The sequence below is a fragment of the Actinomadura sp. B10D3 genome (assembly GCF_039871695.1).
In the GTDB taxonomy this organism is placed as follows: Bacteria; Actinomycetota; Actinomycetes; order Streptosporangiales; family Streptosporangiaceae; genus Spirillospora; species Spirillospora madurae.
The window spans coordinates 1-23,216 of record NZ_JBDPLY010000024.1 but is presented as its reverse complement, the minus strand read 5'-3'; the positions used below and the strand labels follow the sequence as shown (position 1 = coordinate 23,216).

Below are 23,216 nucleotides of genomic sequence, written 5' to 3'. Positions count from 1 at the left end.
AGGGAGGGTGAGGCGATGATCCTGCGCGCCGCACGGCAGGACGACGTGCCGCGGCTGGCTCCGCTCTGGCGGGCGGCCTGGCTCGACGGGCACGCCGGCCATGTGCCGGACGAGCTGATGGAGGTCCGCGGGCCGGAGCACTTCGAGGTCCACGCGGAGAAGTACGCGCCGTCGACGATCGTCGCGGTCGACGAGGAGGACCGGCTGCTCGGGCTGATCATCCTCGGGGACGACGACGGCGAGGTCATCCAGCTGGCCGTCGACCGGTCCGTCCGCGGGGGAGGCGTCGGCGGGGCTCTGCTGCGCAGCGCGGAGGAGCGGTTCGCGGGGCGGCACTCCGAGGCGTGGCTCGCAGTCGTTCCGGGCAACACCCGGGCGCGCCGGTTCTACGAGTTCCACGGATGGCGCGACATGGGGCCGATGACCTACTCGGCGCCCACGGCGACGGGCAGCGTGGACGTTCCCGTGCACCGGTACGTCAAGCCCCTCGAATGACGCGGACGCTGCCCTATTGACGATGTCGCCGAAATTGTTAACTATCTCGGCATCAGCCATGGCGACATAAGGGACAGGGATGACCGAGCATCCGAAGCCGTCCGTCCGCGCCAGGGAAGTCGTCCGGGGCGGGTACGACGTGCACATTCACGTGGCCCCGGACGTGATGCGGCGCCGCATCGACGACCTCTCGCTCGCGCCGAGGTTCGCCGAGGTGGGACTCGGCGGATTCGTGCTGAAGTCGCACTACTTCCCCACCGCGGAGCGTGCCGCCGTGGTCCGCGCCGTCCACCCCGGGTTCGGCGCGGTCGGGGCGATCACGCTCAACGGGTCCGTCGGGGGCATGAACCCCGTCGCGGTCGAGCTGGCCGGGCGCGCCGGCGCGCGGTTCGTGTGGCTGCCGACCGTCGACAGCGCCAACCAGCGCGAATGCACGGCGCGCGACCCCGAGGGAGCCCGCCCGCCGATGTGGGCGCGGCTGCAGGACGAGCTGCGCGCCGACGGCATGGCCGCCGACCCGGTGGACGTCGTCGACGCGGTCGGGAAGGTCACCGACGCCACCCGGCAGGTGCTCCGGGTGATCGCCAAGCACGACATGACGCTCGCCACCGGCCACCTCGGCACCGCCGAGATCGGCACCGTCGTGGACGCGGCCGTCGAGGAGGGCGTGCGGCGCATCGTCGTCACCCACCCCGAGTTCACCTCCCAGCGGGTCGGCGTCGAGCGGCAGCGGGACCTCGCCGCCAAGGGCGCCCTGATGGAGCGCTGCTTCACCACGCCCTACACGGGCAAGGTCTCCTGGGACGTCTGGGTGGAGAACATCAGGACGGTCGGGCCAGAGCACTCCGTCCTGTCCAGCGACCTCGGCCAGCCGTTCAACCCGCCGGTGGAGGACGGCCTGGCGCTCATGGCGGACCGGCTCCTCGCCGAGGGATTCACCGAGGACGAGGTGCGGACCATGGCGGTCCGCAACAGCCGCCACCTGGCCGGTGCCGATGATGCCGAGGGGGCCCGGCGATGACCGAGGTCCTGAAGATCAAGAATCCGAGCAAGCAGTTCGTCTAGCGGGACGTCCGGCGCAACATCGAGATGCCGGTGGAGCTGCGGAAGGCGGGTCCGGCCCGCGCGGCGCGGCGCGAGCCGGACCGTCCAATTCCCGCCCCGGGTGTCGGTGGTTGCTCCTAGGATGCGCCGGATGGAGGTAGGTGATCTTGAACGTCCGCCGGCGGGGGTGACCGTCCTGCGGCACCGGGACGGGGCCGCCACGAAGGTCGCCGTCGAATGGTCGGACGCGGCGCCCGCGCTGATCGGGCGGGTCCTGCGCGGACCGTCCGTCACCGCACTGCGGATCACGGCGCCGAAGGGCGGGGAGGACGACCACCTGTACTGGGAGGACGACCTCGACCCGGACGGCGAGCCGACCCCCGCCCTGACCGTCGCGACGGGCGCGCTCGCGACGCTTGACCTCGGACGGCTCACCGAACTCGACCTGTCGTACATGCGTATCGGCGCGCTGGGCGCCAAGACGCTCGCCGTGTCGGCCTACCTGCGCGCCGAGGCCGCCGACCTCGGGACCGACGCAGGTCACCGGCTGGAGACGCTTGACCTGCGGTACTGCCGCATCGGCAACACCGGCCTGGAGGCCCTCGCCGCGTCCCCCCTCTTCAACGGCGTCCGCCGCCTGCGCCTCCAGAGCAACGTGATCACCGCGAAGGGGGTGCGCGCGCTGCACCGCTTCACCGGCCTGACCGACCTCGACCTGCGCTACAACGAGATCGGCGCGGACGGCGTGCGGGCCTTGCTCGCGGCGCCGTTCGTCCCGTCCCTTGAACGGCTTCTCATGTATCGCTCGGACGTCGGTGACGAAGGAGCGGCGCTGCTCGCGCGGGCTCCGCAGCTCTCGCCCGTACTGCGCAGCTTCTGGAGAAGCGCATGAGCCTCGAACTCCGCGACCGGTTCTTCGCCCTGTCGACCGGCGACGCCCCCGCCGGCGAGGTCGCCGAATACCGCGGCCGGGTCGACGCGACCGACGCCGAACCCGCCGCGACCGTGGACGGGCTCGCCGTCTCCTGGCATCCGACGGCCCGGTTCAAGCAGGTGCGTTTCGTCGATGCGGACCGCATCGACGCCGAGGTACGGGACCTGTTCGCTCGTCCCATCGAGGCCATGCCGGATCTCGCCGCCGTCTTCGCCGACCCGCGCGAACTCTCGTTCCGGACGTTCGAGAACATCCTCCCGCTCGACCGCCTTTTCTCGGACGTCCCCTTGGAATTGGATCTTACCGAACGCGATGAGTTCGCGAAAAGCGCGTACACGTTCTCGCTCGGGCTCCCGGCGCCCGCCAGGGCATGCTTGGAAAGCCTCGACGAGCTGAACTTGTACGTCCCGCCGCTTAACGCCTCGTCCCGGGGCGGTGAGCGCTTCATCTTCCATTCGGGGCTGCTCGCCGAGGCGCTCACCGAGGCGGTGCGCAAGGCGATGCCGGACTCCCTGCTCGACGGTTTCTCGCACGTGAACCCCGTCTTCCGCTGCAACCGTTTCGAGCCCGGCGACGCCAACTTCCATCCCCACCTCGACACGCCCTACTACGACGCGTCGCGGAGTCACGTCTCCCGCTACACCGTGCTGCTCTACCTCACCGGCGGAGAAGGAGAACCTGCGCTCCACCTCGCCGAAGGCGGCGCGCTCACCGCGATCGAGCCCTTCACCTGTGTCGTCTTCGACCAGCGTTACGAGCACACGGGCAAGCCCTACCGCGATGGCCGCAAGGTGTTCCTGCGCACCGAACTCGTCTTCACCGACGAAAACTTCAAGCACGACCCGGAGATCGGTGCGCTGTTCGCCAAGGCGTGTTACTGGACGGGCGAGAGCGTCTTCGCACCGGAACTCGCCCGCCACGCCGACAGCTACTACAACCGGGTCGCCGCCGCGCACTGGAACGGCTTGACGCCCGCGTCCGGGAGCGAACCGTTCGTCCACAGGAACTTCCGCGGCGTGCACTATGTCGCGAACGGCTACGACTTCTGGTTCGAGGCAAAGGAGGGGCTCTCCCCGGCCGAATGCGCCGCCATCGCGCTCCTGGACTACTTCAACTGCAAGATCGGTGACGACGCCTTCCGCACCCTCTGCGACACCGAGGTGATCGAGGCCGACGGCACGGATTGGATCCCGGGGTTCCTCAAGGGCAAGAGCGGCAAATCGCCCGTCATGCCGTTCGACAAGTCCACGCTCTTCCCCGAGCCGGAGGACGCCGACACCGGCACCCTTCCCGACTGCGCCTGCGGGATCTGCGCCGGGGACGTCCTCGGCCGCGAATTCGACACCACCCGCAACGCCGACATCATCGAGCACTACGCCCGCGCCCAGGACGCCGCCAAGGCCGACGTCATGCCCGCGCCGATCCTGATGCTCGGCGAGGACGTCCTGCTCGACCCGGACATGTTCGTCGTCGAGGGAAACCGCATCCACGTCCTCGGCAAGCGGTCGCCGACACCGGTGAACTTCGCCGCCTGTCTGGGCGGCCCACCGTTCCCCCCGCCTGAGACATGGATCTCCACGGCCGTCACCGTTGAGGCCGCGCATTTCCTCGTCCCGCCGATCCTGTTCGCCGAGGCCGACGGCTGCCGGCACCTGAAGTTCGACTTCTTCCGCAACACCTGGACGGTCGACCACGAGCGGTCCACCGTGCCCATCCCGATGATCCGCCAGTTCGACGACGAGAACGACCTCATCTGGCCTGACGATTATGAGGAGGATGAGGAAGACGACGAGGACTACGACGAAGACTTCGAGGACGAGGACGAGGACGAGGACGAGGACGAGGACGACGAGGACTAGGACTAGGACGCCTCGGCCATCTTGGCGAGGGCCTCCACCCAGAAGCGCTGCCGCTCCGGGGTCTGCCCGACCAGGTACGTGGCCCGCAGCTTCGGCGGCAGGTACCGCAGGAGCCGCGCCACGGCGTCGAGGTGCCGTTCGAGCTGGGACACCTCGGCGTTGGAGAACACCTGGTGCACCAGGTCGGTGTCGTCGGTGCCCTCGGCGGACGCCTCGGCCGCGGCGGCGAGCCGGGCCTCCCAGCTCGCGCGGTTGCGGGCGAGCTCGGCCAGGCCGATCTGGGGGCGGCCGGCCAGCCGCGCCTCCAGCGCGGACAGCGGCACCGGGGCGTACTCGCCGTCACCGAGGTAGATCAGCCCCGGCTCCAGCGGCATGCCCGCCTCGTGCAGTTTGATCAGCCGCTCCAGGGTGCGCTTGGTGATCCAGTCGCGGCCCTCGTCGTCGATGTCGTTCTTCCACCACTCCAGGACGATCTCGGCCGTCTCCCCGTACGTGGAGATGAGCCACTCGTTGGCCGGGATGTCGTCCGGGAGCACCTCGTAGCTGATCGTGAACCGGCTCGCCTGGGCCACGTTGTTGCTCGCGACCAGCATCTTGCGGCCGAGGTAGTACGGCGGGTTCTGCAACGCCACCTGCGCGCGGAGGTTCGGGATGCGGCGCCCGGCGAGCGTCCACTCCTGCGTGACCTCCATCAGCTTGGCGAAGGTCGCCTTGTCCTTCGGCCGGTTGTACTCGTCCCAGACGAGCACCTTGGGCTCCGGGTCGAGCAGCGACCGGGCGAGCATCGCGGTCAGCGAGCCGTCCGGGGCGGGCACCGGCACGCACAGGTCCTCGACGTTGGTCACCGGCAGCGAGAAGTAGACCGGGTCGCGGCCCGTCTCCTCCCGGGCGATCTGCTTGGTGATCTCCGTCTTGCCGCAGCCCGGCGGACCCTGGAGCAGCACCGCCCAGCGGTTGGTCATCGCGGCCCGCAGGATGCGGCGGACCGGGTCGGCGACGGTCGCGGGATTGCTCACCCCGACCGCGGCGGCGATGGCGTCCAGCACCTCCGCCGTCCGGTCGGGACCGGGCCCGCCGTCCTTGCCCTCCTCGGTCAGCGCCAGCCGGGAGCCGTTCAGCAGCGGCAGCCCCCAGGCGAGCGGGAAGCCGGCGCGGGCGCAGTCCAGGACGTGCTCCAGGGTGCGCGGCGAGAGCAGGTACCGCAGGCGCGGGCTCAGCGCGCCCCACTCCCGGAACACCTCCCGCAGGTCCCACTCGGGGAACCGCGCGGCGAGCGCCTGCCGCCACGCCGTGTCGTTCGGCGTCAGGCGGATCGTGACCATCCGGTCGAGGATCGCGAGGTCGGAGCGCCGGACGCTGGTCTCGGCCAGCGACTCGTTGTCGGTGAGGAACACGCCGACGCAGCCCAGTTCCCGCAGGTCGTGCTCGCCCAGCGTCCAGTTGCAGGCGATCTGCATCAGCTGCGACTGGACGGTGCTGCCCGCCTGCAGCGAGTCGTCGATGAGCAGGACGAACGGCTTGCCCGGGACGAGCTGCCGCATGACGAGCTGGCGGAGCACCAGCTCGCCGCTGTCGTCGTCCCGGACCGGGGCGTTGACCAGCAGGTCGTCGGGGGTGAGGTTCGCCGCGGGGATGACGACGAGGGTCGTGCCGGGGAACCGCCTCGGGATGTACGACACGAACGTGGACGTCTTGCCGATGCCGTGCTCGCCGAAGATCTGCCCGGTCTGGCCGGTCGCCACCATGGCGTCGATGAACTTCTCGAGCTTGGCGGTCGGGCCGTCGTCCGGGGGCTGCGGGTAGGTGGCGTTCCGCCTCCACCGGCGGCGGCCCACCTTGCGCTTCGCCTCGGACGGCTCCGTCACGGTCACTGGTCTGTCTCCTCGCTCCTCATCCGGGCGTGACGCGATGGCAGGCCATCGGGGGATCGTGCCGGTCCGGCCAGTCGTCGCCGCCGTCGGTGATGAGCCAGATCCACCGATCGGGGTGGGCGGGGGTGACGGCGGGCGCGTACCCGTCGGTCACCATGATGATCGCGTCGGGCTCGACGTCCAACCGTTTTCCGTTCACCTCGGCCCGGCCCTCGGCGTAGTCGACGACGTTCTGGAAGTTGGTGCCGCCACCGCCGACCACCCGCTCGCCCGGCGAGAACGGCGTCACGACGCCGTCGAAGCTGAGCCAGTGGCTCTCCACACCGTCGGTCTGCCCGACCAGGGTGGTGAGCCACTCGACCACGGCGTCCGGCATCGACCCGGACGTGTCGAGCGCGATGACCACGACCTTCGTCCGCTCGGGCCCGCGCCGGGCCAGCATCGGGTCGTGGCCCAGGGCCAGCAGGACCGCGCCGTGCTTCTTCGGGTAGATCAGCCGGTCGCTCTCGGTCAGCTTCGAGGCGAGCACGTCGACCAGCCACCGCTGCCACCAGTCGACGCGGCGGGTCGGCGGGGTGGTGCCGCGCAGCCTGGCCAGGCCGAGGTCGCCCCAGAGGCGGGTCAGCCGCTCCCCGCCGTCGGCGGTCCGGTCGGCCAGGGCGAGCAGCTCGGCGCGCGCCGCCGGGTCGCCCCGGAGCGCGGCCTGCATCACCTGGTGCAGCACCTCGTCGCCCAGCTGTTCCACGGTCTCGGGGTCCAGCGGCACCGCGTCGCCCTCGTGACCGTCCAGGTGGATGCAGAACCCCGGCGCGGATTCGTCGAACGCCCTCATCCGCCGCAACTCGCCGTAGACGGTGAGGTCGGTGTGGATGAAGTCCGCGTAGGGCAGCGGGGACAGGCCCTGCTGCCGCAGATCCTCTTCGTACGCCTCGTAGACCTCGGTCGGATTGACGCCGACCGGCTTCCGCTCGTCCTCGCCGTCCTCCGACGGGACGGTGGGCAGGCCCGACCACTGCAGCCGCTCCAGGGCGACGTGGTTGATGGCGACCTCGGCCGCCAGCGTGAACGCCGGGTCGGACCGCAGGTCCTCGTCCACGTGCAGGTGGCGGTGCATCAGGTGGCGGGCCTCGTGGAACAGGACGAACTTGACGCCGTCGAAGTCCAGGTCCGTGAAGAAGCGCGGGTTGTAGAGCAGGGCGCGGGACCCGTCGCCGAAGGCCACGACCGCGGCGGTGGGGACCGCGGTCGTCGGGATGTGGTGGTGGCATTTGGCGTAGAGCCAGGACGCCACCGTGCTCTGCCCGACCCCGAAGTCCAGGAGCGCGGACTCCTTGCGCTGCCGGGCCTGCTCCACCAGGTCCGGGTCGGCCGGCTCCTCCGCCAGCAGCCGGCGCAGGTCGGGCAGCCGGCGCGCGGGACGGCGCCGGCGGCGACCGGGCCGGACGGGCCCGCCGCCGGCCGGGTGGTGGTCACCCGCGCCGGTGCCCGCGGTGGCGTTCATCGGTGCCCCCTCCGATGCCTGCTGATCGCTGGCACGATAGCGGGTCGATCCGTCAGAACGCCCCCGAAATAACCGGCGGCCGGTGGGTCCTCGGGGTCAGTGGCCGAGTGATCAGTGGCCCAGGCGGGCCGACAGGTCGCGGGCGCCCGCGGTGACCTCCTCGATGATCTCCAGGAGGCGGCTGCCGCGGAAGCCGGCGTTCACGCCGCCGAGGCTGAGGGTGGCGACGATGTCGCCCTGCGCGTCGAAGACGGGCGCGGCGACGGCGCCGACGCCGTAGAGGTAGTCCTCCTCGCTGATGGCGTAGCCGTCGCGGATGACCTTCTCCAGGCGGTCGGTGAGCGCCGGCACGTCGGTCACCGTGTGGGACGTGTACTGGTCGAGCCCCGTGGACAGCCAGCGTTCCCGCAGCTCGCGCGAGTAGGCGAGGATGACGACCGGCCCGGCGGCGGCGTGGTAGGGCAGGACGGTCCCGACGCCCACCGTGTTGACGCTGACCGGGTTCTTGCCCTGGAGCATGTCGACGCAGATCGCGCCCTCCTCGCCCGGGATCATCAGGTAGGCGGTGTCGCCGAACCGGTCGGCCAGCCGGCGCAGGAACGGGGCCGCCTCGTCGCGCAGGCTGAGCTCGGCGAGCGCGACGGCGCCGACCCGGAACGGGCGCATGGTGAGCCGGTAGGTGGCGCCGTCGCCGCGAGTGAGCCAGCCGGCGCGGATCAGCGTGGCCGCCAGCCGGTGCACCGTGGTCTTGTTCATCCCGGTGGCCGCGGTCAGATCGGTCAGGGTCAGGGTCGGCCGCTCCCGGGTGAAGCACTCCATGAGCTGGCAGGCCTTGAGGACCGAGATCACCAGGTTCTTCGGGTCCACGTCCTCGTCGGGGGTCATCGGACCGCTCCCGGGCGAGGTTCCGTATTCCGGTACATGTTCCGGATCCTATCGGCTCGTCGGTGGCCGCGCGTCCAGGGCGTGCGAGGCGGCGGCGTAGGCGTAGGTGTGGTTGCGCGCGTTGGCGAGGCCGGTGACATACCCCTTGAGCTCCCTCGTCGCCGCCGCGTTGCCGGTGGCGTACAGGCCGGGGATCGCGTGGCCGTCGCGGCGCAGGACGCGCCCGTCCGCGTCGATCCACAGCCCGAGGGTGCCCATGCCGAACCCCACGATCGACAGCGGCAGAGCGTAGTACGGCGGCGTGTCCAGCGGGCCCAGATTCGGGTTCGGAGCATGGGCGGGGTCGCCATAGGCGCGCCGGACGAACGGCAGCGTGCCGCGGCCGAACTCCGGGTCCTCGCCGCGCACCGCGCCGGCGTTGAACTGCGCGACGGTCACGACCAGGCCGTCCGGGTCGATGCCGGCCGCCTCGGCCAGTCTCCGCGGGGAATCGGCGCGGACGAACGTGTCCGGCCACGCGTCGCCGGGGGAGTACGGCCCCAGCCGGTAGCGGCGGCGGAACTCGTCGTCGGCGAGGAACCAGGACGGGTGGTTGGCCCACCGCTTGTTGCGGCCGTCGTAGCGCCGGATCGCGCCGATGAGCGCGCCGTAGTAGCTCTCGTCGCCGAACCGCCGCCCCTCCCGGTTGACGATCATCGAGTGCGGGAGCCCGAGGTGCTCCAGCAGGGGCCGGCACAGCGGCACGTCGCCACCGGGGTGCGTCTCGCCGGGGAAGTGGTGGCCGACGCTGAAGAACGGGTCGGCGCCCCGGACCATGGCCGCGCCCGCCCGCTGGGCCAGCAGCAGGCTGTCGCCGTCCACGACGGGCGGCGCCGACTCGACGAGCGCGGGGACGTCCTCCAGCTCGGCGCCGTCCGGTGCCCCGCCGTAGCCGCCGGCGGCGATCAGCACGCCGCGCCGGGCCCGCACCGTCACGGGGCCCTCCGGTCCTTGCAGGACGGCGCCGGTGACGGTGTCGCCGTCCGTGAGCAGCGCGGTGGCGCGGTGGTGCAGCAGGCAGGGGACGCCGCGCTCGGTCAGCGCGGCCCGGACGAACGCGCCCGACAGCCCCGAGCCGTGGGTGAGGAGGTCGCGCTCGGAGCCTTCCCGCCGCAGCCGCTCCCGCACGGCCGGGTCGAGGGCGTGCTCGGAGTACAGGTCGTCGCGGGCCACGCCCGTCTCGTAGTAGGGGCTCGGCCGCAGCCGGTCGCGCCACGGGCCGAGGCTCGCGCCCGGGACGGCGCATTCGAGCAGCCGCCCCTCCTCGGTCGAGCCGGGGGCCGGATGGTAGAGGTCCGGGCAGTTCCGGATCACCTCGAACGGGACGCCGGCCCCGCGAAACCAGGCCGTCGCCTCGATGGCGCGAAGCAGGTAGGCGCGGCGGGCCGCGCGGTCGACCGGGCGGCCCTCTCCCTGGACGTGGTCGAGGTAGGACTCCGTCGCGGCGAGCGTGTCGGGGGCCCCGAGCGTGTCGGGGGCCAGGCGGTTCGCGCCGACCCAGACGAAACCGCCGCTGTAGGCGGCGACCCCGCCGACCATGCCGGAGCGTTCCGCGACGAGGACGTCGGCGCCGAGGTCGTGCGCCCGGACGGCGGCGGCCAGCCCGCCGAGCCCGCCGCCGATGCACAGGAAGTCGACGTCACGGTCCATGGATGTTCCTCCTCTGGGGGGCGGGCGGCGTGCCGGGGAAGGGCTTCACAGCACGGCGACGGGTGTGAGGGGCGAGCCGGTCCCGCCGGGGACGGCCAGCGGGGCGAGCGTGAGTATGAAGGCGGTGCGGTCGTCGGCGGCCAGCGCCTCGGCCAGCTCGTCCAGCGCCATGCTGTGGACGAGGTGGACGCCCAGGTAGACGAGTGCGAGCACGTGCACCGGCAGGCGGCACTCAGTCACCGGGACGGGGAAGGTGTCCCCGGGCCCGTCGGTGCCGACCACGGCGGCGTCCCTCTCCTGGACGAACCGCAGCGCGTCGGGATGCAGCCCGGACAGCCGCCCGTAGCGGTCGCCCTCCTCGCCCTCCTCGCGCGGGGCGGGCGCGCTCCAGCGGCCGGTGCGGACGAGCAGCGCGTCGCCCGGTTCGAGGCCGGGTGCCGCCGCGGCCAGGTCGTCGTAGCCGACCGCGGTCCCGGCCGGGAGGTGGTCCACGCCGTGCAGCCGGGGGATGTCGGCGAGGACGGCCCGGGTCACGACCGGCGCGGCGGAGGTGATGTCGCAGCCGGCGACCCCGTCCGGCCCGGCCGTCTCCGCGAACTCCCGGCCGCCGTAGCCGCGGCCCCGGTGGGCGATGTGGCTGAGCGCGTCCATGTGGGTGATCTCCAGGCCGTGGCACTCGGAGCTGACGCGGTCGCTGGCCGCCTGCACGTCCCCGCCGGCGTTGGAGCCCCACCAGGTGATCATCCGGTGCTCGAAGGCGGTGTCGCCCGCCTGCGGGTAGTAGGCCGGCGTGCCGTTGCGGAACGGGCGGGCGAGCGACAGCGCCCGGCCGCTGCGGACGGTCGCCGCGGCGGCGCGGACGCGCTCGGGCCCGGCGAGGTTCAGCGTCCCGCGCTCGTCCCCGCGGCCCCAGCGCTCCCAGTTGGCCGTGATGCCCGGCCAGAAGGTCTCCATCGTGTCCTCCATCCGCATCCGCTGGAAGATATTCCGGATTACGAACTCGCGTTGGCGTCGGGGTGCAGAACCCCCTACTGTCCAGATGCACGGCCTTGACCAGCAACTCTTCCAGAGAAGTCGGCACATGGGAACCCGTTGACAATCGCGCCGAACCGAACTTATCGTCAGCTCCCGGAATCTATTCCGTAATCCGGAAGGATGAAGATGACAGCGCAGCGCCTCCGTGAACTGATGGCCGAGGACGTCGTCTACGCCCCCGGCGTGTGGGACGGCCTCACCGCGCGTCTCGCCGACCAGGCCGGCTTCTCCGCCCTCTGCGCCTCCGGGTTCGCGATCTCCGCCGCGCTCGGCCTGCCCGACGCGGAGCTGTACACGATGTCGGAGAACCTCGACGCGGTCCGCCGCATCGTCGAGGCCAGCGACCTGCCGGTGATCGCCGACATCGACACCGGCTACGGCAACGCCGTCAACGCCGCCCGCACCGCCCGCAAGTTCGCCGACGCGGGCGTCGCCGCGGTGTTCATGGAGGACCAGGAGGCGCCCAAGCGCTGCCCGATCTGCGTCGGGGACCCGGTGCCGGTCATCGGCGCCGACGAGGCGGCCGGCAAGCTCCGCGCGGTCCGGGACGCGGTCGGCGACCGGCTGGTGGTGATCGCCCGCACCGACACCGCGGGCGAGGAGGCGATGGACCGGGCGGCCGCCTACGCCGCCGCCGGCGCCGAGATGATCATGCCGGTGACCAAGACGTTCGGCTCGGTGGACGAGTGGGCCGAGTGCCGCCGCCGCGCCGGCGTCCCGCTGATGGCCACGCTCACCGCGTCCACCTGGGTCGAGCGCGACCTGTCGGCGGACGTGCTGCGCGAGGTCGGGGTGCGGCTGGCGCTGCTGCCGACGCAGATCCTGCTGTCGGCGACCGGCGCGATGCGCGAGACGCTGCGCCGGCTGCGCTCCGGCGAGCCGCCCGCGCAGGTCAGCGCGGACGCGCTGCCGCACATGGACTTCGTGAAGCTGATCGGCTTCCCCGAGGTGGAGCGCGCGCAGGAGAAGTACCTGCCCGCGGCCCAGGCCTGAGGGGGACCGGACGATGACCTCCGCCGGCGCCGCCCGTCCCGCCCGGACGATCACCGAGAAGATCCTGGCCCGCGCGGCCGGCCTCGACGACGTCCGGGCCGGCGAGAACCACCCCTTCCGGCCGGACTACATGGTCGCCTACGACTTCCCCGGCTACACCGACCTGATGTTCAAGCAGATGCACGACGACTTCGGCATCACCGAGGTCGACGACCCCGAGCGCTACCTCATCTTCATCGACCACATGCTCTCCAAGGGCGACGGCCGGGAGAAGGAGGTGCACGACGTCACCCGGCGGTGGGGCGAGTTCTACGGCATCACCGTCCACGAGGGCCGCGGCATCGGCCACCAGGTGGCGGCGGAGATGGGGTACGCGCCGCCCGGCAACTTCCTCATCCACTTCGACGGGCACATCAGCGGCCTCGGCGCGTTCGGCGCGCTCGGCTGGGGCGTGCGCCGCGACCTGCTGGAGGCCTGGGTCAGCGGGCGGATCTTCCTGGACGTGCCCGCCTCCACCCGCTTCGAGCTGACCGGGTCGTTCGCGCCCGGCGTCGACAACCGCGACCTCATCCACGAGATCATCGCCCGGGTCGGCGCGGACGGCTGCGCCCACCAGGTCATGGAGTTCACCGGGCCCGGCGCCGACGCGATGAGCATCGGGCGCCGCCAGGGCCTGTGCGGGATGGCCATGTTCACCGGCGCCGTCTCCGCCATCTTCAACCCCGACGACCTGGCGCTGGAGTACGCGAACCGGGTCGCACGCACCGGGTTCGAGCCGCTCTCCAGCGACGCGGGCGCGACGTACGCCGCGACCCACGCCATCGACCTCGACGAGCTGCGGCCGCGGGTCGTCCTGCCCGGGTCCGCGCGGGCGGCCAACACGATCGGCGTGGACGAGGCCGCGGGGACGTCCATCACCAAGGCGTTCATCGGGTCGTGCGCGAGCGGCCGGATCGAGGACATCCGGGCCGCCGCCGAGGTGCTGCGGGGCCGCCGGGTCGCGCCGGGCGTGCAGCTCAACGTGGTGCCGACCTCGCAGTCGATCCACCGGCAGGCCGAGGAGGAGGGGCTGCTGGACGTCCTGCGCGAGGCGGGCGCCGACGTCGCCATCTCCAGCTGCGACTTCTGCTTCGGGTACGCCCGGCCGCTCCAGGAGGGCGAGAACTGCATCTCCACGGGGGTGCTGAACATCTCCGGCCGGATGGGCAGCACCGCCGCCGACATCTACATGGGCTCGGCCTACACCGTCGCGGCCAGCGCGGTGGCCGGGCGCATCGCCGACCCGCGGGAGGTCACCTCATGAGCGAAGCGGATCGGGGGGTGCGGGGGGTCGTCCCCTCTCGAGGGGAAGGCCCCATGACGGAGTCCGTTCTGCCGGACGTGCTGCGCGGGCGCGTCGCCTGGATCTTCGGCGACGACTTCGACGTCGACCTGATCATCGGCGTGGAGAACATCAAGTACTACGACGCGGACAAGCTCCGCTCGGTCTGTATGAAGGCCTACGACCCCGACTTCGCGGACAAGGTCCAGCCCGGTGACGTCGTGGTCGGCGGGCGCAACTTCGGCTACGGCCACCCCCACTACCCGCCGCTCGTCGCGCTGCGGAACCTCGGGATCACCGCCGTCCTCGCCGAGTCGTTCTCCCCCGGCTTCTGGCGCGGCGAGACCTACAACGGGATGCCGCTCGTGGCCGTGCCGGGCATCGCCTCGGCGGTGCGCCGCTTCGACGCCGTCGAGGTCGACTGGCGGCGGGCCGCGGTCCGGCTGCCGGACGGCACCGAGGTGCGCGGCGACCCGCCCAGCGACCGGGTGATCAAGGTGCTGGAGGCCGGCGGGAACCTGAACCTGCTGCTGCGTGAGCACGGCCGCCGCCGCCCCTCCGCGGTGACCTGACATGAGGGGCCGCCACGTCGACACGAGCCATGGCCAGATCCGGGTGTGGCTCACCGCCGACCGCCCGGGGGTCCTGGTGCTCCCGGGGATCCGCTGGTCGGGACGGCCGCTCGCCGAGGAGATCGTCCTCGGCGCGCCCGAGCGCCCCGTCGCGGTCGCCGACCTCCCCGGCACCGGCGGGTCGGCGCCCGCGGCCGCGGCCGGCCCCGGACCGGCCGCCGACGCGCTCGCCGAGGTGGCGGGTGCCCTCGGCGTCCACACCGTGGTCGGCCTGGACATGAGCTGCGACCTGGCCGCCGCCGTCGCCGGACGGGCGGAGGGCTGCCGGGAGCTCGTCCAGGTCGACCGCGGCCACCTCGCCGCCGCCCGCGAGCTGCCGCCGCCGGACCTCGCGCCGCGTCCGGACGGCACCCATCTGGCCGCCCTCTGGCAGCTGGTCCGGGACGCGCACCTCTTCCCGCCCGGAGCGCCGCGGTCCGCGGTGCCCGGACGGGCCGAGCTGCCCGGCCCGTCCGCCCTCGACCGGACGGTCGTCGCGTTCGCCGAGCACCCGGAGCACTTCGCGGCGCTGTGGCAGACCTGGTGCCGCGCGTCCGAGGACCCCTACGCCGGGACGCGGCCGGTGACGCACGCCGTCAACGCCGGCGGCCACGGCCCGACGCCGGTGCGGCGGTGGCTGGACCGGCTCTCCCGCGCCCACGGGCGGGTGGCGGCCGCCGTCCCCCCGGTGCCAGAGCGCCGCATGCTCCCGCTCGCCGGCGCCCCGCCGGTCGGGACGGCGCCCGACGGTCGGGGCACCCGGATCCGCCGCGAGTTCGTGGAGACCAGCGTGGGGCAGGTCCACGTCCGCGTCGCCGGCGACCCGGACGCGCCGCCCCTGGTGGCGCTGCACTCGGCGCCGGGCTCCGCCGGGCTGCTCGAACCGCTGATGCGCGGGCTGGCCGCGGACTTCCACGTCCTCGCGCCCGACTACCCGGGCAACGGGGAGTCCGACAAGCCCTGGCGGGACGAACCCGGCATCGAGCGGTTCGCGGACGTGATCGCGGAGGTCGCCGAAGCCCGCGCCGCCGGGCCCGTCCACCTCTGGGGCACCCACACCGGAGCGCTGATCGCGCTCGAACTGTGCCTGCGCCGCCCCGACCTGGTGCGCCGCGCCGTCCTGGAGGCGCCGCCGCTCCTGCCGCCGGACTTCACCGCCGACATCCTGGAGCACTACCTGCCGCCGCTGCGCGCGGACCGGTTCGGGTCCCACCTGGCCCGGGCCTGGGGGATGCGGCGCGACATGTTCCTGTTCTGGCCGTGGTACCGGGACCGCACCGCCGCCGACCGCCCGCTGCGCGTCCCGCGCGCCCGCGAACTCCATGACTGGACGGTCGGGCTGCTGCAGAGCGGGCCGACCTACCACCTCAGCTACGCCGCCGCGTTCCGCTACCCCACGCGGGAGCGGCTGCCCAAGCTCGCGGTCCCCGCACTGATCTGCGCGGGACCGGACGACATGCTGGCCGACAACCTGCCGGCCCTGCGCGCCGCGGCACCGGACGGCGTCACCTTCGCCGAGATGCCCGCGACCTGCTGGTACCCAGACCAGGATCCCGCCGCCGTGGCCGAGACCGTGCGGCGCTACCGGGACTTCCTCGGCGCCCCCTCCTGACGGCCCACCCGATCGGATCCGTCCCCGGATCGGATCTTCCTTCTCTGAGGAGACGCAATGGCACCACGAATCGCCCGCAGCGGCCGGCTGGCCACGACGGCCGCGGCCATGGCCGCCGTCCTGGCCGCCGCGGCGTGCAACGGCGCCGCGCAGAACGACGGCGAAGTCAAGATCGGCTTCATCACCGCGCTGACCGGTCCCGTCGCCTTCGCCGGCCAGACCTTCGCCAACGGCACCGAGCTCGCCGTCGAGCAGCTCAACCAGGAGGGCTACCTCGGCCAGGGACGCAAGATCAAGCTGGTGAAGAAGGAGGGGGCCGAGAAGCCCGCGCAGGCCGTCGACCAGGCCAAGCAGCTCTCCGCCGACCAGGACGTGGTCGGCGCCGTCTGCTGCATCCTGTCGCCGGTCGCCGGGGCGGTGAAGCCCATCACCTCGGCGTCCAAGCTGCCGCTGGACATCTACGGCGCCACCGACGAGGGACTGGAGGACCCGCCCTACGTCGTCCGCACCACCACCATGCCGCAGGACGCCAACCGCGCCCTCGCGCAGAAGGTCGCGCAGGAGGCCAAGCCGGCGTCCGTCGCCTACGCGGTGACGCAGGACAACTCCGGCTGGGTCTCCCAGCTCAAGAGCTTCCAGCAGGGCTTCGCCGGGACGCCGGTCAAGGACCTCGGGACGGTCAACACGCTCGCCGCGCAGACCGACTTCAGCGGCGCGGCCGGGCAGCTCATGGCCAAGAACCCCGAGGCGATCGTCATCGCGGCGCTCCAGCAGTCGTCCATCTCGCTCATCAAGGCGCTGAAGAGCCGCGGGTACAAGGGCCTCATCGTCACGGCCGAGACGATCGGCAGCCCCGGCGCGTTCAAGGCCGCCGGCGCGACCCTCGCGGACGTCCCCTTCCCGGTGTACTTCTACGCGGGGAAGGCGTCCCCGGCGGGCCAGAAGTTCGCGCAGAGCTACAAGGCGAAGTACGGCACCGACCCCGACTCCTACGCCGCCCAGGGCTACATGGCCGGCTACACCATGGCGACCGCCGTGAAGAACGCCGGCAAGGAGGTCACCCGGGAGAGCGTGACCAAGGCCCTGTCCGGCATCAAGCGGATCGACGGCACGATCTACGGCTCGGTCCAGTTCCAGGACGGCCAGCTGCGCGCCCCGAACAGCATCGTCCACATCACGTGGACCAAGGACGGGCGGCTCGCCGAGTGGAAGCCGTCCGGCACCGGATCGGCATGACGGGACAGGTGGTCTGACCGATGCTGTTCGTCCAGCAGCTCGTCAACGGGATCGCGCTCGGCGCCGTGTACGCGCTGTTCGCGGTCGGGTTCGGCGTGGTGTTCTCCACGATGCGGATCCTGAACCTCGCGCAGGGCGTGTACGCCACGTGGGGCGCGCTCACCGCCTACTGGGCGGTCGCGAACCTCGGGCTGCCGTTCGCGGTGGCCTGCCTGGCCGGGACGGCGGCCGGCGCGCTCGCCGCGGTCGCCGTCGACCAGGTGGCGTTCCAGCCGCTGCGCTCGCGCGGCGGGGAGCAGCTCCTCGGCACCATCATCACCAGCGTGGCGCTGTGGATCTCGCTGCGGGAGGCGGCGAGCCTCGCCACCGGCGCCGCGCCGCTCGGCTTCCCGCCCGGCACGGTGCCGGACGGCCTGCTGCACGTCGGCGGCGTCCGGGTGCTCACGTCCCAGCTCATCGCGGTCGTGTGCGCGGTCGTGGTGACCGCGGCGATCCACCTGATCCTGCACCGCACCCGGCTCGGCTCGGCGATCCGCGCGGTCGGGCACGACCGCGGCGCCGCGATGCTCGGCGGCGTGGACCCGCGCGTCGCGATCCTCACCGCCGCGGCGCTGGCCGGCGCGGCGACCGGGCTCGCCGGGGTGCTGTACGCCGACAACCAGACGTTCACGTTCGCCCTCGGCGACGGGCTGCTGCTGCAGGGTTTCGCCGCGGTCGTCATCGGCGGCATGGGCGACGTGCGCGGCGCCGCCCTCGGCGGGTTGCTCATCGGCGTCGTCCAGGTGCTGTCGGCGCAGTACATCTCCAACTCCTTCCAGGACGCGATCACGTTCGGCCTCCTGCTGGTCGTCCTGGTCGCCCGCCCGCGCGGCCTGTTCCGCACCGTCGAACTCGGAAGGGCCTAGCCATGGGGCAACAACTCACGCTCCTGACCAGCGCGACCGGGTTCGCGCTCGTCGGCGCGCTGCTCGCGCTGAGCACGTACGTGACGCTGTGGGCGGGGCTGCTCAGCTTCGCCACGGTCAGCTTCGCCGCGGTGGGCGCGTTCACCGCGACGCACCTGATGGCCGCGGAGGGCCTCGGGCTGTGGCCGGCGCTCGCCGCCGGCGGGGTCGGCGGCGGCGTGCTCGCCGCCGTCGCGGGCCTCCTGCTGATCCGGCTGGCCGACCACTGGCTGGCCCTCGCGACCGTCGCGCTGATCCTGGTCACCCGGGTGATCGTGGTGAACGCCGGGGACCTGACCGGCGGGTCGATGGGCGAGGTCGTGCCGGTCGAGGTGCACCTGTGGCAGTGCGTGCTCGTCCTCGGGCTGGCGTGCCTGTTCCTCGCCCGGCTCGCCCGGTCCCGGTTCGGCACCGCCGCGGTCGCCACCCGCGAGGACCCCACGGCCGCCAAGACCATGGGCGTCCCGGTGCGCCGGATCCAGGTGGCGGCCTTCGTGATCAGCGGCGTCCTCGGCGGGCTCGGCGGTGTCCTGCAGGCCGGCCTGCTGCGCTACATCGACCCCGACACGTTCTACATCGACCTGGCGGTGACCGTCATCGCGTGCGTCGTCCTCGGCGGCGCCTACCACTGGTTCGGCTCCGTCATCGGCGCGGTGGTGTTCACCGGGCTGCCGGTGTACGTCAACCAGTTCATCGGGCAGGGCCAGTCGATCATCAACGGGATCCTGCTGCTGGTCATCATGATCTGGGTGCCCGGCGGCCTGATCGACCCGCTGCGCTGGCGGCGGCTGCGCGAGCGCCGGCGCGCGACGGCCCCCGCGCCCGAGAAGTCGCGCGAGGTTGCGGAGGCGCGCTCATGACCGGGAATGCGCTCGTCGTGGACGGGCTGGCCAAGCGGTTCGGCGGGCTGAGCGTGCTCGGCTCCGTCGCGCTCACCGTGCCGAGCGGCACCATCTTCGGCATCGCCGGGCCGAACGGCGCCGGGAAGACGACCCTGCTCAACATCATCAGCGGGCTGCTGCCCGCGGACGGCGGCTCGATCAGGCTGTTCGGCGAGCCGTGCCACCACCTGAACGCCACCGCGCTCGCCCGGCTCGGCATCGCCCGCACGTTCCAGAACATCCGGCTCCTGCGCGGGCTCACCGTCGTCGAGCAGGTGATGGCGGGCGCCTACCGGAACCGGCGCGTCGGCAGCGTCCGCGGCCTCGCCGGGACGCCCGGGGCCCGCGCCGAGCTGCGCGAGGTCCGGGAGCGGGCGATCGAGTGCCTCGGCGCGGTCGGCCTGCGCGGCACCGCCGACCGGCTGGCCGAGACCCTGCCGTACGGCGACCAGCGGCGGCTGGAGATCGCCCGCGCGCTGGTGTCCCGGCCGCGGCTGCTGCTGCTGGACGAGCCGACCGCCGGCATGAACGCGGCCGACTGGACGGGGATCGGCGAGCTCGTGTCCGGGCTCCGCGGGGACGGCACGACGGTCGTCGTCGTGGAGCACAACATGCGCATGATCGAGACGGTCTGCGACCAGGTCGCGGTGCTGGCCTCGGGCGAGGTCATCGCCTGCGACGAGCCCGTCCGCTGCCTGCGCCGCCCCGAAGTCCGCAGAGCATACTTCGGCAAGTGACGTCCTCCCCCGCCTGAAATCGGGGGATTCTAACCCGTTCCTACACAGGCAGGAGGTCAGGTTGAGGTTCACGGTTCGTGGCCCCGCCCGGTGGCTGGAGGGCTCCCCCCCGGGCGTGCAGGAGTTCGCCGGTGGACGGTGCCGCCGACACCGTCACGCCTCGGTCCACCCCGACCGCGTTACCGTTGCCCGGTGCCGGCACCGGGCCGGGGATCGCGGCGAACGCCAAGCCACCGACAAAACCAGGAGACCACCGTGCCGCATCGTTGTGCGCTTCCTGCCCGCCCTCAAGGACGGAACATCCATGCTGTAGATATCAAGTGAAGGGACCCACCATGCTTACGGTCGAGTCACTTGAGGTGACGTACGGGTCGGTGCGCGCCGTGGCGAAGCTCGACATCGCCCTCGGCAAGGGGCGGGCCACCGCGCTGCTCGGCGCGAACGGCGCGGGCAAGTCCAGCACGATGCGGGCGATCGGCGGGCTGCTGCGCCCGTCCGGCGGGCGGGTCGTCTTCGACGGGGAGGACATCACCGGGATGCCCGCGCACAAGGTCGCGCGCCGCGGGCTGGCGCTCGTCCCCGAGGGGCGGATGGTCGTCGGCTGCCTGACCGTCCGGGAGAACCTCGCCCTGTCGGCCTACGCCCGCGGCCGGCGCCGCACGGCCCTGGCCGACGACGTGTACGACCTGTTCCCGAGGCTGGCCGAGCGGCGCGGCCAGACGGCGGCGCTGATGTCGGGCGGCGAGCAGCAGATGCTGGCCATCGGCCGCGCGCTGATGACCGCGCCGTCGCTGCTGCTGCTGGACGAGCCGTCCATGGGCCTGTCGCCCGCGCTGGTCGAGACCGTCTTCTCGGCGATCTCGCAGATCCGGTCGGCCGGGATGACGATGCTCCTCGTCGAGCAGAACGCCGCCCTGGCCTTCCCGATGGCCGACCATGCCTGCCTCATCCAGCGCGGCGCCATCGTCGCCGAGGGCACGCCCGCCGAGCTGGAGAAGGATCCCGCGACCATCGCCCGCCACCTGGGCATCGACGAGGAGCCGGGCCGCGAGCCGGCGTCGAAGGGAGCCGCGAAATGACGCGCTGGCGCAGCCTCTACGGCGAGGGCGTGCCCGGTGAGATCGAGATCGAGGGCGGCAGCGTGGTCGAGCTGTTCCGCCGCCGTGCCGCGGAACGCCCGGACGCCCCGCAGCTCCACTACTTCGGCGCGACCCTTGACCGCGCGGCGACCGACCGCCTCAGCGACGCCTTGGCGGCCGGCCTGGAGAAGCGCGGCGTGGGCTCCGGTGACCGGGTCGCGATCTCGCTGCAGAACACCCCCGTCTGCGTGCTGGCGGTGCTCGCCGCGTGGAAGCTCGGCGCGACGGTCGTCCCGGTCAACCCGATGTACAAGGAACGGGAGCTGGCCCACCTGCTCGCGGACTCCGGCGCCCGCGTCCTCATCGCCCACCCCGACGCCCGCGCCACCATCGAGGCGCTCCCGTCCGCGCCCGAGCACGTCCTCTACTCGGCCGGAGGCGCGCTGGCCGGCGACACGAGCGGTCCCTGGCCGGCCGGGGACGCAGACGACGTCCTGCCCCTGCTGGAATCCGGGGACGCGCCGCGGGCCGCCGCAGCTCCGGGGCCCGGCGACCCGGCGCTGCTCAGTTACACGTCCGGCACCACCGGCCCCGCCAAGGGCGCGGTCAACACCCACCGCAACCTCGCCTACCAGGTCGCCGCGTGCCGCACCTGGATCGGCCTCGGCGACGGCGACTCGATCCTCACCATCGCCCCGCTGTTCCACATCACCGGGCTGGCCATGCACCTCGCGCTCGGCCTCGGCGGCGGGCTGCCGCTCGTGCTGACCTACCGGTTCGACGCCGCGACGACGTCCGCACTGGTGGAGCGGCACCGTCCGACGTTCACCATCGGCTCCATCACCGCGTTCATCGCGTTCCTCAACGACACCGCCACCCGCGAGCGCGGCCTCGCGTCGCTGACGAAGGTGCTGAGCGGCGGCGCACCCGTCCCGGCCGCGACGGTCCGGGCCTTCGCCGACGCCTTCGGCGTCTACGTCCACAACGCCTACGGGCTGACCGAGACGACGTCGGCCACGGTCGCCGTCCCGCTCGGCGCGGCCGCCCCGGTGGACGAGGCGTCCGGCGCCCTCGCGATCGGCGTCCCCTTCCCGAACGTGGACGTCGAGATCCGCGGCGAGAACGGCGAGCCGCTCCCGCCCGGCGAGATCGGCGAGCTGGCGATCACCGGCCCGCAGGTCGCCGCCGGCTACTGGCGCAACCCCGAGCAGACGCGCGCCTCGTTCCCCGGCGGCACCCTGATCACCGGCGACGTCGGCTTCATGGACGAGGCGGGCTGGATCTACCTCGTCGACCGCAAGAAGGACATGATCGTCGCCTCCGGCTTCAAGATCTGGCCCCGCGAGGTGGAGGACGTCCTGTACGAGCACCCGTCCGTCCGCGAGGCGGCGGTGGTCGGTGCCCCCGACCCCTACCGCGGCGAGACCGTGCACGCCTTCGTCAGCATCCGCCCCGGCACCGCCACCACGCCGGACGACCTGCGCGCCTTCTGCCGCGACCGCCTGGCCGCCTACAAGACCCCGGCCCAGGTCGAGATCAAGGACGACCTCCCGAAGAGCGTCACCGGCAAGATCCTCCGCCGCGAACTCCGCACATAGGGGTATTAGCGGCTTGTGCTAAAGCCCCCACCTGCGCCCCGCCACGCCGGCGGCGCGGTGGGCACGCCGCCGAGCACGCGCCCGTCCGTGAAAGCTTTCACGCCCCGAATGACGCGTGCCGCGCGGCGGGTTACGATCCGCTCTGGGAGCGCTCCCAATCCGGCCTACCCCCCGCCACCGGAACGGAGAAGGCGCCATGCGTCACACCCGACTACGCCGCCGCGTCCTGACGGTCCTCTGCGCCGCGACGCTGCTGCCGGCCCTGTGGGTCGACACGGCCTCGGCCCACGGATCGGTCATCGACCCCGCGTCCCGCAACTACGGCTGCTGGGAGCGCTGGGGCGACGACTTCCAGAATCCCGCGATGGAGCAGGAAGACCCGATGTGCTGGCAGGCGTGGCAGGACAACCCCAACGCCATGTGGAACTGGAACGGGCTCTACCGCAACAACGTCGGCGGCGACCATCAGGCCGCGGTGCCCGACGGGCAGCTGTGCAGCGGCGGCCACGCGGAAGGCGGGCGCTACCGCTCGATGGACGCCGTCGGCCCGTGGACGACCACCGACATCGGCACCACCTTCACGATCAACCTGTACGACCAGGCCAGCCACGGCGCCGACTACATCCGCGTCTACGTCACCCGCCAGGGGTACGACGCGCTGACCCAGCCGCTGCGCTGGGGCGACCTGGAACTGGTCCGCGAGACCGGCCGGTACGCGCCGAGCAACAACTACGTGATCGAGAACGTCGACGCGTCCGGGCGCACCGGCCGCCACGTGGTGTACACGGTCTGGCAGGCGTCCCACATGGACCAGGTGTACTACATCTGCAGCGACGTGAACTTCGGCTGACCGGTGGCGTGGTGCGCGTTCCGGTAGTCCGGAACGCGCAC

Annotated in this window: 20 protein-coding genes; 15 read left to right on the top strand and 5 right to left on the bottom strand. The window is 72.5% G+C overall.

All coding sequences use genetic code 11. From position 1 onward, the window contains the following. Positions 1–15 precede the first annotated feature (15 nt). From ABGB11_RS29545 to ABGB11_RS29530, 4 genes are all read left to right on the top strand, one after another. Positions 16–495, top strand: a complete 480-nt coding sequence (locus ABGB11_RS29545; RefSeq protein WP_347638046.1) for a GNAT family N-acetyltransferase — start codon at positions 16–18, stop codon at positions 493–495. Between the two features lie 79 nt (positions 496–574). Beyond that, a complete protein-coding gene (locus ABGB11_RS29540; protein WP_347638044.1) occupies positions 575–1,516 on the top strand; it encodes a DUF6282 family protein in 942 nt (313 codons plus the stop codon). Between the two features lie 174 nt (positions 1,517–1,690). Next, the gene (locus ABGB11_RS29535; RefSeq protein WP_347638042.1) at positions 1,691–2,431 is read left to right on the top strand and encodes a hypothetical protein; all 741 of its coding nucleotides are present in this window, start codon (positions 1,691–1,693) and stop codon (positions 2,429–2,431) included. Beyond that, positions 2,428–4,332, top strand: a complete 1,905-nt coding sequence (locus tag ABGB11_RS29530) for a hypothetical protein (protein ID WP_347638040.1) — start codon at positions 2,428–2,430, stop codon at positions 4,330–4,332. The genes ABGB11_RS29535 and ABGB11_RS29530 overlap by 4 nt, the downstream gene beginning before the upstream one ends. A 2-nt stretch (positions 4,333–4,334) precedes the next feature. Here the strand turns inward: ABGB11_RS29530 and ABGB11_RS29525 are convergent, their stop codons facing one another. The 5 genes from ABGB11_RS29525 to ABGB11_RS29505 all read right to left on the bottom strand — a co-directional run bounded on the left by ABGB11_RS29525 (position 4,335) and on the right by ABGB11_RS29505 (position 11,250). Further along, positions 4,335–6,203, bottom strand: a complete 1,869-nt coding sequence (locus tag ABGB11_RS29525; protein WP_347638038.1) for an AAA family ATPase — start codon at positions 6,201–6,203, stop codon at positions 4,335–4,337. 19 nt (positions 6,204–6,222) lie between these two features. Beyond that, complete coding sequence (locus ABGB11_RS29520; protein WP_347638036.1) at positions 6,223–7,704, bottom strand: hypothetical protein; 1,482 nt, start codon at positions 7,702–7,704, stop codon at positions 6,223–6,225. A 111-nt stretch (positions 7,705–7,815) separates the two neighbouring features. Next, positions 7,816–8,589, bottom strand: a complete 774-nt coding sequence (locus ABGB11_RS29515; protein WP_347638034.1) for an IclR family transcriptional regulator — start codon at positions 8,587–8,589, stop codon at positions 7,816–7,818. 48 nt (positions 8,590–8,637) lie between these two features. Continuing rightward, the gene (locus ABGB11_RS29510) at positions 8,638–10,278 is read right to left on the bottom strand and encodes an FAD-binding protein (RefSeq protein WP_347638032.1); all 1,641 of its coding nucleotides are present in this window, start codon (positions 10,276–10,278) and stop codon (positions 8,638–8,640) included. A 45-nt stretch (positions 10,279–10,323) separates the two neighbouring features. Then, the gene (locus ABGB11_RS29505; protein WP_347638030.1) at positions 10,324–11,250 is read right to left on the bottom strand and encodes a cyclase family protein; all 927 of its coding nucleotides are present in this window, start codon (positions 11,248–11,250) and stop codon (positions 10,324–10,326) included. A 189-nt stretch (positions 11,251–11,439) separates the two neighbouring features. On the opposite strand from ABGB11_RS29505, the gene ABGB11_RS29500 reads away from it, so the two are divergent. The 11 genes from ABGB11_RS29500 (at position 11,440) to ABGB11_RS29450 (ending at position 23,175) form a co-directional block, all read left to right on the top strand. Further along, on the top strand, positions 11,440–12,306 hold the full coding sequence (locus ABGB11_RS29500; RefSeq protein WP_347638028.1) for an isocitrate lyase/PEP mutase family protein: 867 nt from the start codon (positions 11,440–11,442) through the stop codon (positions 12,304–12,306). 13 nt (positions 12,307–12,319) lie between these two features. After that, on the top strand, positions 12,320–13,609 hold the full coding sequence (locus ABGB11_RS29495; RefSeq protein WP_347638026.1) for an aconitase family protein: 1,290 nt from the start codon (positions 12,320–12,322) through the stop codon (positions 13,607–13,609). A 53-nt stretch (positions 13,610–13,662) separates the two neighbouring features. Continuing rightward, entirely contained in the window at positions 13,663–14,199 is a 537-nt protein-coding gene (locus ABGB11_RS29490) for a 3-isopropylmalate dehydratase (RefSeq protein WP_347638024.1), read from the top strand. Position 14,200: 1 nt separating this feature from the next. Next, positions 14,201–15,850 (top strand): alpha/beta fold hydrolase, encoded by a 1,650-nt coding sequence (locus tag ABGB11_RS29485; RefSeq protein WP_347638022.1) that lies wholly within the window; start codon positions 14,201–14,203, stop codon positions 15,848–15,850. Between the two features lie 57 nt (positions 15,851–15,907). After that, positions 15,908–17,086: an ABC transporter substrate-binding protein gene (locus tag ABGB11_RS29480; RefSeq protein WP_347638020.1), complete on the top strand. Its 1,179-nt coding sequence runs from the start codon at positions 15,908–15,910 to the stop codon at positions 17,084–17,086. 20 nt (positions 17,087–17,106) lie between these two features. Further along, positions 17,107–17,991 carry a branched-chain amino acid ABC transporter permease gene (locus ABGB11_RS29475; protein ID WP_347638018.1) on the top strand — a complete coding sequence of 295 codons (885 nt, stop codon included), beginning with the start codon at positions 17,107–17,109 and terminating at the stop codon, positions 17,989–17,991. Positions 17,992–17,993: 2 nt separating this feature from the next. Continuing rightward, a complete protein-coding gene (locus tag ABGB11_RS29470) occupies positions 17,994–18,890 on the top strand; it encodes a branched-chain amino acid ABC transporter permease (RefSeq protein ID WP_347638016.1) in 897 nt (298 codons plus the stop codon). Next, entirely contained in the window at positions 18,887–19,648 is a 762-nt protein-coding gene (locus ABGB11_RS29465) for an ABC transporter ATP-binding protein (protein WP_347638014.1), read from the top strand. Before ABGB11_RS29470 ends, ABGB11_RS29465 begins: the two co-directional genes overlap by 4 nt. A gap of 335 nt (positions 19,649–19,983) precedes the next feature. Continuing rightward, positions 19,984–20,727, top strand: coding sequence for an ABC transporter ATP-binding protein (locus tag ABGB11_RS29460; protein WP_347638013.1), 744 nt, complete (start codon positions 19,984–19,986; stop codon positions 20,725–20,727). Beyond that, positions 20,724–22,325 (top strand): AMP-binding protein, encoded by a 1,602-nt coding sequence (locus ABGB11_RS29455; RefSeq protein WP_347638011.1) that lies wholly within the window; start codon positions 20,724–20,726, stop codon positions 22,323–22,325. Before ABGB11_RS29460 ends, ABGB11_RS29455 begins: the two co-directional genes overlap by 4 nt. A gap of 196 nt (positions 22,326–22,521) precedes the next feature. After that, positions 22,522–23,175, top strand: a complete 654-nt coding sequence (locus tag ABGB11_RS29450; protein WP_347638009.1) for a lytic polysaccharide monooxygenase auxiliary activity family 9 protein — start codon at positions 22,522–22,524, stop codon at positions 23,173–23,175. Positions 23,176–23,216: the final 41 nt, after the last annotated feature.